General features: G+C 41.4%; 11 protein-coding genes and 1 tRNA gene. 7 read left to right on the top strand and 5 right to left on the bottom strand.

The genetic code is table 11. From position 1 onward, the window contains the following. Positions 1-124: 124 nt before the first annotated feature. Together J7K79_RS08175 and J7K79_RS08170 are read left to right on the top strand one after the other, a co-directional pair. Positions 125-916 carry a carbohydrate ABC transporter permease gene (locus J7K79_RS08175; protein ID WP_296907381.1) on the top strand — a complete coding sequence of 264 codons (792 nt, stop codon included), beginning with the start codon at positions 125-127 and terminating at the stop codon, positions 914-916. A gap of 33 nt (positions 917-949) precedes the next feature. Continuing rightward, a complete protein-coding gene (locus tag J7K79_RS08170) occupies positions 950-1,936 on the top strand; it encodes an SIS domain-containing protein (RefSeq protein ID WP_296907378.1) in 987 nt (328 codons plus the stop codon). 37 nt (positions 1,937-1,973) lie between these two features. On the opposite strand, the gene J7K79_RS08165 is transcribed toward J7K79_RS08170, so the two are convergent. Further along, positions 1,974-3,368, bottom strand: a complete 1,395-nt coding sequence (locus tag J7K79_RS08165) for an MATE family efflux transporter (protein WP_296907375.1) — start codon at positions 3,366-3,368, stop codon at positions 1,974-1,976. Positions 3,369-3,476: 108 nt separating this feature from the next. Between J7K79_RS08165 and J7K79_RS08160 the strand changes: the two genes are divergently transcribed. The 4 genes from J7K79_RS08160 to J7K79_RS08145 all read left to right on the top strand — a co-directional run bounded on the left by J7K79_RS08160 (position 3,477) and on the right by J7K79_RS08145 (position 7,599). Beyond that, positions 3,477-3,911 (top strand): MarR family transcriptional regulator, encoded by a 435-nt coding sequence (locus tag J7K79_RS08160; protein ID WP_296907372.1) that lies wholly within the window; start codon positions 3,477-3,479, stop codon positions 3,909-3,911. Then, positions 3,908-5,992, top strand: coding sequence for an MMPL family transporter (locus J7K79_RS08155; protein ID WP_296907368.1), 2,085 nt, complete (start codon positions 3,908-3,910; stop codon positions 5,990-5,992). The genes J7K79_RS08160 and J7K79_RS08155 overlap by 4 nt, the downstream gene beginning before the upstream one ends. 498 nt (positions 5,993-6,490) lie before the next feature. Continuing rightward, a tRNA-Met gene (locus J7K79_RS08150) sits at positions 6,491-6,567 on the top strand. Between the two features lie 123 nt (positions 6,568-6,690). Continuing rightward, positions 6,691-7,599 carry a DUF3298 and DUF4163 domain-containing protein gene (locus tag J7K79_RS08145; protein WP_296907365.1) on the top strand — a complete coding sequence of 303 codons (909 nt, stop codon included), beginning with the start codon at positions 6,691-6,693 and terminating at the stop codon, positions 7,597-7,599. A gap of 2 nt (positions 7,600-7,601) precedes the next feature. Here J7K79_RS08145 and J7K79_RS08140 read toward each other — a convergent pair whose 3' ends face one another. From J7K79_RS08140 to J7K79_RS08125, 4 genes are all read right to left on the bottom strand, one after another. After that, positions 7,602-7,886 carry a hypothetical protein gene (locus tag J7K79_RS08140; RefSeq protein ID WP_296907363.1) on the bottom strand — a complete coding sequence of 95 codons (285 nt, stop codon included), beginning with the start codon at positions 7,884-7,886 and terminating at the stop codon, positions 7,602-7,604. Further along, on the bottom strand, positions 7,871-8,215 hold the full coding sequence (locus J7K79_RS08135; protein ID WP_296907361.1) for a hypothetical protein: 345 nt from the start codon (positions 8,213-8,215) through the stop codon (positions 7,871-7,873). Before J7K79_RS08135 ends, J7K79_RS08140 begins: the two co-directional genes overlap by 16 nt. Before the next feature lie 360 nt (positions 8,216-8,575). Beyond that, positions 8,576-9,088 (bottom strand): ATP-binding cassette domain-containing protein, encoded by a 513-nt coding sequence (locus J7K79_RS08130; RefSeq protein ID WP_296907383.1) that lies wholly within the window; start codon positions 9,086-9,088, stop codon positions 8,576-8,578. Positions 9,089-9,137: 49 nt separating this feature from the next. Then, positions 9,138-9,341, bottom strand: a complete 204-nt coding sequence (locus J7K79_RS08125; protein WP_296907358.1) for an ATP-binding cassette domain-containing protein — start codon at positions 9,339-9,341, stop codon at positions 9,138-9,140. Positions 9,342-9,823: 482 nt separating this feature from the next. On the opposite strand from J7K79_RS08125, the gene J7K79_RS08120 reads away from it, so the two are divergent. Beyond that, positions 9,824-10,989, top strand: a 1,166-nt coding sequence (locus J7K79_RS08120) for a glycosyltransferase (protein WP_296907355.1), incomplete at its 3' end; no start/stop codon positions are given.

Below are 10,989 nucleotides of genomic sequence, written 5' to 3'. Positions count from 1 at the left end.
TCCAACGCTGCTGCTGTTCTTTTCAGTTTTGTTGTTATCGCTTTTTCACTTTTGAATTTCTTCATCTTTAGAGAAGGAGGTCTCAAGAGTTATTATGCGTAAAAATACTATAAGAAAAATTGTGGTGTACGTTGTTCTTTCTTTCTTTGCGGCTCTCTCATTCTGGCCATTTTATTGGATATTCAAAACATCCCTTGAAGCGGGGGGCAACGTCTATAAATATCCTCCAAGTTTGTTTCCCTGGCCCGCAACTTTTGCAAATTACGTAGGAGCATGGAAAACTGTCCAGCTTGGAGGATATTATTTGAACACAATCATAATTGCAGGTATTGGAACTTTTTTGAACGTTCTATTTTCTCTTATGGTGGCATATCCTCTTGCCAGAATAGATTTCAAAGGAAAAAGGATAGTACTTTTTCTAATATTGCTTCCCATGATGATACCTGTTCAAAATACCCTAATAGTAAACTATCTCACGTTGAAGAAATTGGGTTTACTCAACACTTACATGGGAGTGGTACTCCCCCAAGCAGTTACTATTTTTGGAATATTCATGCTCCGTCAAGCATATTTGAGTGTTCCAAAAAGTTTCGAGGATGCAGCACGAATTGATGGAGCAGGTGAACTTTATATCTGGTGGAGAATAATAACTCCCCTTATAAAACCAGATGTAGCAACACTTACTATATTTCAGATCATAACTTGGTGGGATAACTTTCTTTGGCCGCTTGTGGTGTTGTCCGATTCGAACAAGTATCCTTTAGCAGTTGCGCTGGTTTATTTAAACAGTACATTTCAGGTGAACTTCAGGTACACCGCTGCGGGCATTGTTCTTTCTATTTTACCTGTGATTATTTTGTTCCTCTTTGCTCAAAGATACATAGTGAACGCGATAGCAGGAGGTGTGAAATACTAAAGGAGTGAATACTTCTGCAAAGGAGGAATATCCATGGTTTTGAAGGAAATAAAAGATCAAAAAGTAGAGTTGAAAACTTTCTTTGAAGAGGCTGTTCCGAAAATAATTGATCACAAATTTTTGGAAACTTTGAAGGAGAACCTAGAGAAGGAGTTTCTCTTCTTGGGATGTGGAAGCTCATATAATCTTGCTTTCATTATCTCTCATTATTTTGAGAGGGTGCTAGGGGTTAAAACAAAGGTAATTCCCGCCGGTGAAGTAGCATTCAACAAAGCCTCCAAAATACCAGATAAAGGACTTGTATTTCTCTTCTCACGAACTGGAAACACCACAGAGGTTCTAATGGCAAAAAATATTTTGAAACGAAAAGGCTACACCACGGTTGGAGTAACAATAGAGCAATCTTCTAAACTTGCAAAGGAAAGTGACTTTTCTCTTGTGTTCCCAATAGAGGAATCTGCTATTGTTATGACAAAGTCTTTCAACATGCTACTTCTTGGCTTCATGATCATAGCAGATAAACTTGCCGGGAATTCCTTGAAACTCTACGAAGAGTTGATCGATTACGTTGGAAGGTTCTTCGAGCTTTCTGAGAGGTTTATAAAGGATGTGTCTCTTGAAAAGTACGATCATTTTGTTTTTCTTGGTATAGCAGAGTTTTTTGGAGTAAGCTTGGAATCTGCTCTAAAGTGCATTGAAATGTCCACAACGTTTTCTGAAGCGTATTCAACTTTGGAATACAGACACGGCCCAAAAGCTTTAACAAATGAGAACACGCTCGTTTTTATTCATAAGGTTGAAGGGATGGACGAACAGGAAAAGAAATTAAAAAAAGAGCTTGAAAACTTACGCGCAACAGTGATTGAGATAGGAGAAAATGGGGATGTTCCTGTTCCAAACGATTGGCGATCCGCGTTTTTGAGGACAATTCCCTCACACATACTTGGATATGAAAAAGCGGTTATTAAAAGAATCTCTCCCGATGAGCCACCGCATCTCAGCAAAACAGTGGTTTTATGAGGTCTTACCTTGAAAGAAGAAGTGGCCTACAGAAAAATCAGCTGAGTTCCTTTACTTTGTTTCTCGTGATGAGGGCTCTTTTTTCCCATTTTCCTGAAAGGAAGAAGATCAGTTTCAGGGTGCTCCTGAAGATGATGTCTGATATCATACCAATCCATGCTCCAAGAAGACCAAGATTGAAGTACTTTACCATCATGTAGGCAACAGGAAGTCTCACCGCCCATATGGAAGCGAAGGTGATTATCATCGTCGGCATAGTGTTACCTGTTCCTCTCAATGCTCCGTTCATACTGGATTCTGTTGCCAAAAAGAGCTGAAACAATCCTATCACCTTCACAGGAAGCTTGGCGATTTCTATTATCTGAGGATCGTTTGTGAATATTCTTATCAAAAATTCTGGAAAAAGGAATATGATAATCCCCATTGTCACTTGAAAGATTAAACTCAAAATCCATCCTTGCCTTACAATGCCAAGGAGATGCTTTTTATTACCCATTCCATTGTACTTCCCCACAAGAGTTGTAATAGCGATTGAAATTCCAAACGCGGGCATAAAGGACAGAGATTCCACGTTTATTCCTATTCTGTGTCCTGCATACGCTTCTGCTCCTGCCATGAGTAGGATGTTGGCAAATATCAACACTCCTGTGGAAAAAACGAAATTCTCAATGGCGGTTGGGAAACCAACGCGGAGAATTTCTTTTTGGACGCTCCAGCTGGGAAGAACATAACCCTTTTTGAGCTGGAATTCTTCTTTTCTGAAAATCACGAAGGTGAGAATGGCACTTCCCACAAATCTTGACAGAATCGTCGCGATCGCTGCTCCTCGAACGCCCCACATAGGAAGACCGAATTTTCCAAAGATCATGGCATAGTCCAGAAAGATGTTCAAAAGGTTTGTGACCCCTGTGACGATCATGGGAGTTCTCGTATCACCCAATCCTCTCAGCATCGCGGAGAACACAGCCATGATGGAAAAACCCATAGAACCGGAAAGAATAATCTTTAAATACTCTCTTGCAGCGTTTTCTATCTCGCCTTCCAGATTCGGGAAGAAGTTTACCAAGCCATCGGAGAACATCGAGAATGAGGTGAGAACAACTCCCGTGAAGATGGCAAGGAAGATACCGTTCCAAGCCAGAGATTTTAATGCCCGACTGTTGTCAGCTCCGAGGGCGTTTGCTATTGTGACGGTAGCCCCCATACTGGCAGCTATAAGGACAACTTGAACTACCCAGAAGATCTGATTTGCAAGTCCAACACCACTCATCGCTTTCCATGAATAATGACCCAGGAAGGCAGTGTCCGCCATACCAAAGAGCATTTGAAGAACGTTCTCGCCCATTGCCGGAAGGGCGAGTTTTATCAACTCTTTTCTGATTTTTGGTACTTCTTCACTCGAAAGATAATTCTTCAAAAGTGAGTATCTCATCTTCATCACCAACTACGATTCTATATCAGATGGTTCGGAAAATGAACCATTTAGTAAAATAATTGAACTATTTCTTAAGTGAACAGTCTAAATACTGGAGGTGAGAGTGTGGATTCTTTGGAAATCCTGCGAACACTCTTTTCTCTGGTGATGAAGTTCTCGAGGTTTCTACCACCAAGCGAAGAGATCTCCAACATGAAAACGACAGAGCTCTACGCCTTTCTATACATAGCGCTCTTTGGTCCGAAGAAGATGAAGGAGATAGCAGATTTTCTTTCCACAACGAGGAGCAACGTTACAAATGTGGTGGATTCCTTAGAAGAAAGAGGTCTCGTGTTAAGAGAAATGGATCCAGACGACAGAAGAACCTTCAGAGTGATATTAACGGAGAGAGGAAGGAGAACGTTCAAAGAGATCCTCTACAACTTCGACAGACTTGTGAGATCGGTTCTCGAGAAGTTTTCCGAGGAAGATCTCCGTGTTGTGAGCGAAGGGTTCGAGAGAATGGTTGAAGCTCTGTCGAGGGAGGGATCGAGCGAATGAAAGGTTACATCTTCACTATCGTATACATAGCGCTCGTTGTCGTTTCTTTCGTGATGGTCTTCTCGCTGGGAAAGATAGAGACCAGTCCTGAGGTCTTCCTTCCTGGCTACAACGGAGATCCTGAAAAGACTACGAACGAGAACGTGAAAAATCTGTTCAAAGTGAATCGAGACTTTGGTGGAAGTTCTTCCATCGTGATCGTGGTCGAAAGTCCTGAAAGTTTCTTCAAAGATGCACGGACACTCTATGATCTTCACAGAGAACTCGAGAAGAAAAACTACGTCTCCAGTGTGATGAGTCCTGTGAACCTCCCAAGATTTTCTGGTTTCAGACTGGAGAGTTACTTCGAAAACGGTGTTATCTCGAAAGACATTTTAGAAGATCCCAGTTCAGAGAGCTTCATAACAAAGGATGGAAAGTGCGCCCTTTTGAACGTGATATTCAAGAAGGATGTGAACGCAAGGGAAAAGATCCCGGAGATAAAAACAGTTGTATCCAGGTACTTTGAGAAAAATTACCTCTTCGGAGAGCCAGTTTTGGACTGTTCCCTTTTTGAAGAGCTTGTGAAGCAGACCTTCGTTTATCCTGTATTCATGTTCCTTGTTATCTTTCTTCTTTTCTATTACCAGCTCAGGTCCTTCAGAGCGGCGTTGTTTTCCTTGATCGTTCCCGTACTGTCCACCTTTTTCGTTTTCGCTGTGTTCTTTGCCGTGGGGAAATCCCTTAACACAATGACCGTGATGACCATCTCTTTCCTCCTCATCATTGGTTCTGCGTACGGGTTACACTTTTACAATGCCCTCTTCAGATTCGAAGATAGAAAAGAAGCGATCAGGCACATCTTCAAGCCTATTCTCTTTTCGATGCTCACTACCGCAGCGGGTTTCATGTCCTTCATATTCATAGATATAAGAGCCTTCAGAGAACTTGGAATACTGGTCTCAGCAGGTCTTGCTGTTGTAGTCCTTGTGATCTTCACTTCGGGCGTGGAACTCTTCAGAAGCTATTCTCCGAAAAAATCCCCCAGAAGCCTTGGAATGAGGTACGTGGGGAGAAAAGCGGCAACAGTGGTACTCATCGTCTTTCTGATCGTGGCCGGGCTGTCACCGTTTCTGTTGACAAGGATTCCAGTGGGGTCAGACATGGTATCTTACTTCAACAAGAACTCAGAATTGAGAAAGGCCTATGATTTTATAGTGAACAAATTCAATATGAGAGAGCCTCTCTATCTAGTATTGGAGAAGAAAACCTTCTTCGTTGGAACGGATTCAAAGATGATAAAAGAACTGATTGAGGAGATAGAACAGAGTGAGTATGTATCCAGTGTTATCTTCCCTGCTGACATTCCTGTTCCAATAATGTACGCCCTCTCCAGAACCAATCCCTTTTTGAAAACCTTCGTTGGGGGCAGAAACAAGATAAGACTCATCATCAATCTCACCCCAGAAGGATACGAGCACGCAAAGGAGGTTGTAAAGCAGATCGGCGATGTCGTCAAGAGAACAGGCTGGCAACACTACGTTGCAGGGTCTGTGTTGATCTGGAACGACATAAACGAGAGTATCCTCAGATCGCAGCTACAGAGCATTGTTCTTGCCTCCATTATGATCTTCGGCATGGTGATTGCCATCTTTCGAAGGCCTCTCACCACGCTCAGTGTGATGGTACCTATAGCCTTCACAACGGTGTTCAACTTTATTTTCATGGTATTGTTTGGTATCAGTCTTGACGTTTCCACCTCGATCACGTCCGGTATACTCATGGGACTCGTGATAGACTACTCGATCCACATTGCATCTGAAGAGCGAAGACTGAAGGATCCCTACCTGGTCATCAAAAATGTGGGGCCATCTGTTTTCACGAATGCACTCGGTCTGATCGCTGGATTTGCTGTTTTGCTCTTTTCCGAACTTGCTCTCTTCAAGAACATCTCACTTCTCATGATTTTGGGTATCGGAGTGGGAACCACGTTCACTCTGATCGTTCAACCGTTCATTCTTCAAGGAAAGAAAACAGGTACCTCTGGCGGTGTTACAAAAATTCTCGTGAAGGGGGAGAGATCTCGAGATGAAACAAGATAAGACGATATAAAAATGAGCAAAAAATATGCCACATACATGTTGTAGGCAAGAAACCTCACAAGAGCAAACACCATAGCCATATTTCCCTGCAGGTAATCGTGAATGAACTTTATCAGGATATGCTTTAGCTTACTTGCTCTGTAAAGGAAATCCCTGAGGGAAGTACATTTTCGAAGTAGTCTCTGGAGAGAATGATAGTTTCTCTGAAGGAGAGAAAAAACACCTCCTTTATGAGTAACATGAAGATGATCTGATGGTCTTGGTAAATCCTTGGTCTTCCCCTGCCTGAAAACCTGGAAAGATGGGGTATGATTTTGGAGTAGAAAAAGCAAGTTAACTTGATGATTGTTTTAAGGTTTATTCTCCTCATAGCAAGGGAGATTTTATCATCTCCTTTGCTTTATTTTCTATACCTTCACGTTATTTTTGAAACAGCTCCTCTCCTCCCCTTGACAGCCAATGAAAGAAATGCTATATTATGGAAGTGGATCTAGACGATGCGGGGTGGAGCAGTCTGGTAGCTCGTTGGGCTCATAACCCAAAGGTCGTGGGTTCAAATCCCACCCCCGCTACCAGATCCATAACGAAACCCCGAGGGATTGTTCCCTCGGGGTTTATTTTTTTGATACACAAATCTGGCGTGTTTATAATATTGTCAGGATAGTCTTTTTTGTTCATGAAATAGGGGGTATCAGGCTATGAAAAGTTTCCTTTTTCCCCTCCTGCTTTCCTGTCTTTTCTTCTCAGTATCAATTGCCTCTGACATCCCAGAGATCGAAGTTGTGAAAATAGTGAAAGATGACTACGGTGAAGATACGATGATGGGAAAGTCCAGCATCGAGATTCCGAGGTTTAAAAATCTGGGAAACATCTGGTTCGAAATGCTTCTGAATTACGAAGTGGAGAAGTCTGCCAAGGAGTTCGTCGAGTATATAGAACTCTGGGCAAGAGAGGCAAGAAAACAAATAGAAGAGATGAAAGATAAAGATGAAGAGCTGTACAAAGCGAACTTGATGCTCAAATATATCGCAGACGTTTCTCATGAGATCAGGTACGTTTCCCCCAGATATCTCAGTTTCATTCTCTACTACTACCGCTACACAGGTGGAGCACATGGAATGACTTACTGTGAGACTTTTAACATCGATCTCGTGAATTACAGAAAGCTCAGATACGAAGACGTCTTCAAGCCGGAGGCAGAGAAGGTCATCAAAAAAGAGATACTGAGATACATGTTCGAGCATCCAGATCCATTCTTCATTCCCACAGACAGGGAGTTTTCCGATGAGTTCTTTGAAGAGCTCTACAGGAAGTACAAAGAAGAAGGAAAGTCCTACAGAGAAGAACAGATAGAGAAAGTGCAGAAAGATGAAACACTCTCTGAAAAAGACAAAAAGATGTTGATAATGGTACTTTCCATGTGTTCAAGTGCCATAGACACTGTGCTGAAGGACGATCTTTCGGAAAGGCCCTTTCTCATCACAAAGGAAGGACTTGTTGTCAAATACATGCCATACGAAGTTGGACCTTATGTGAGCGGATTGCCAGAAGTTCTCATTCCCTGGGAAAGGTTGAAGGATGTTATGAAAATAGAAACGCCCGAGTGATTTCAAACTATCAATGAAAATACCCCACGCCAGATTGAAAGCCCAGAGGACCTCAACGTAGTTCCAGTAGCCGCACCCAGCAGGAGATATCCAATGATGTTCTTCGTGTTCGTTGCACCATAAAAAAACCGTACAAGCCCTGATTTTGTGCCAAGGTAATAGAGTAGAACAACCGGTATAATCGTTAAAAGAAGTGTGAGGAAGGCGCCGTACCAGTCTATTTTGTATCTTTTTGCACTCAGGAAACTGGCCTTCGCGAGATACAAACTTCTCACCACGTTTCCCATTCTCCTTTTCTTCGAATCTCGTTTTCTACTTTTCTAAGTAGCCATACTCCGAGGACCAGATAGGTAAAACTCAAAGCTGTTAGTATCAAAAGTTGCGAAACAAAGCCACTCATATTCCCGTTTTTCATCATGCTTCTTCCCATAGATATGAGATAGGTGAGCGGTATCATGTAAGAAACGAATCGAACATAGGAAGGAAAGTTTTCAACCGGGTTGACCATACCTGAGAGAATTCCAAAAAAGAACTGGGCGGTGGAATTTATGCTTCTGATTCTCTTTTTCCACAGTGACAGCGCCGCAAAAAATATCGAAAAGAATGTTATGTACACGCCGCTCACCACCAGCAAAAGTAAAGATGAATTTCAAGATTTATACCGCATAGGGCAAGGAAAAGCAATGTGAAAAACGTTATATGCAGATTCATGAGAAATGTGTCAATGGATTTTGAGAACAAAAAAGCCAAAAGACTGATTGGAGCAAGTACCACAGAAATGAGAGTACCTTCCTCTCTTTCCTCTGTGAACCCATCCCCTACCCCAAAAAAGTATTGATTCAGCCAGTACCAGAGGAGTTCTCCTATCATTACACTCTCTGCAAGCAAGTTTACATCGGCAATTTTGGAAGAAAACGCATAGGGTCCTATGATAAAAAAGGGAGTCAAGGCCATATTAACCCAAACGAATCTGTATTTAAGCCTTATTTTCATTTCCTTCATGACCAGATAAAGCATCTTCCTCATCTGCATCCCGTCCCTTGATGAGATTCTCAAACACCTCGTATATTTCACCTTTTTTGTTATTTATGTCTCCGTATCTCACTTCCATCTGAATCCGTCCATCTTTGAGAAGGGCAACCCCTGCATCTTCAGGGAGTGCGTGGAGTACGTGACTCACCATGAGAACGGTCAGCCCCTTTCTGTTCAGTTCACTCAGGTAATCCACCATTTCGCGTATTGAAGACGGATCCAGACCATTGAGTATCTCGTCGAGAAACAGAATTTGCGGCTCATAGATCAGTGCCTTGCAGACCATCAACTTTTTTCTCATTCCCGTTGAGAATTCCTCAACAGGTTTGTCTCTGTATTCGAGCAAACCGAACCTTTCGAGGAGTTCCTCCATCCTTTTTCTTCTGACCTTCTTTGGAACACCGTGTATTCCTCCAAATACATCGAGGTTTTCCCAGGCAGTGAGCTTCCAGTACAGGCTTCTTTCGTTTGCAAGCGCAACTCCTATTCTTGCAGAAAGTTTCTTTTCACGTCAATGCCGAGAACTTTACTTCCCCTTCATCGGGAAGCAAAAGCCCTATCATGATTTTCAGCAGGGTGCTCTTTCCTGATCCGTTTTCACCGGCAATGATCTTGAAGTCACCTTCCTCCATGTGGAAATCAACACCGTCAGGTACCCGAAGTTTTCCAAAGGATTTCTTGACGTTTGTCACTTCTACAACCCTTCTCATATCAGTTTCATCCTTTTGTTTAATTCCTGTTTTACAGGGCTTTTGTTGAGCTGAAAAAGGTGGAAACACTTGTTCCTTTCTAATTTTGTTTCATAAAAATCATTGCACGCGTATCCTAAGGCAAACTGCATTATGGGTGATTACCATCGCTCTCGATAGTCATTAATTTGAGAACGTATTTTCTCAGTTGTCGCGCTGGGTTTTGATAGAAAGGAATGGATGTCCGAGACGATTTCTGAACTTAAGTGCTTCCTTGAGTTTGTAAATTCTGAAGATACCTAATAACCTGTATTCTGGCGTTATCTTTAATTCATCTAATCATACCTTCCTATGGTATGAACGCAAGAATACATATAGCAAATTTGTTCCTTCCAATATATTAAACTACGTATTAGAATACGAGAAGAAAGGTAAAATAAGATTAAGGTAAAATAAGATTGAAGAACAAAAACGTTTGTTGTATTAATTAGGAGGTGTTTCAGTTGGAACAGTTACAAAAAATCATGAAATTGCTTTCCCAGAGAAAAGTTGCAGAAGCAAAGCAGATTGCAGAAAAACTACGTGGTTCTCTTGAAAAAGAAAACGTCTTTGGGATGATACATTACTATGAAGGTAAGTTGGACGAAGCAATTGAACATTTTAAAAAAGCGCTTGAATTTGACCCGATAAACTCTGATGTGCTTTTCAACTACGGAAAAGCCCTGTTTGTCAAAAAAGATTACAAAGAATCGTGGCGTTATCTTTTGAGAATTCACAGTAAAGATTGGGCAGTATATGACTTGCTTGGTGACACGCAACTTGCTCAAGGTAATATTCCAATGGCGCTTTATTACTACAGAAAAGCATCAGAAATTTCATCTGTAGAAGAGATGAAGAAAAAATACCTTGAGATTAAAAGGCAATACCACAAAGATATAAATATTGCTATACTATGCCTTCCTGGATTAGACAGTTTTATCCATGACATAGCAGATATACTTGGAGAGGTTTACAACATCAAACTTGTGGTATCAACGAATTGGGATGAAATTGTTCAAGCATATGGATGGGCGGATATAGTATGGCTCGAATGGGCGAATGAACTAGCGGTTGAAGTGACTAACAAGTTGGAAAAGAAAGGAAAGAAAATAGTTTGTAGGTTGCATAGGTATGAAGCTTTATCAAACACATTTCTTTCGAGAATTAATTGGGACAAGATAGACAAGCTAATATTAGTGGCGGATCATATGAAAAATGAGATAAAGACTTATCATCCCAAAGTTTACGAATTCATCAAAGATAAAATTGTGGTGGTCCTCAATGGTCTGAACTTAGATAAATTTAGATATAGACCGAGGAACAAAGGATACAACTTGGCAGTTGTAGCACATATAAACTATAGGAAAGAGCCGGCTATTTGGCTCCAAGTCATAGGATATTTGAAACAAATCGATAACAGGTATAATCTCTCTGTAGCTGGTGATTTCCAAGACTTGAACTATTATTCATACTTCAATTACTTCATTAAAGAAGCAGGATTAGAAAGGAATGTTAAGCTCCTAGGATGGGTTGACAATGTCGAGCAATTTCTAGAAGACAAAAATTACGTACTCTCGACGAGTATACATGAAAGCTTTGGATACAATATAGCTGAAGCAATGGCTATGGG

This window comes from Thermotoga sp. (genome assembly GCF_021162145.1).
Classification (GTDB): Bacteria; Thermotogota; Thermotogae; order Thermotogales; family Thermotogaceae; genus Thermotoga.
The sequence above is the reverse complement of the archived record's forward strand: the minus strand, read 5'-3'. Positions and strand labels throughout refer to the sequence as shown.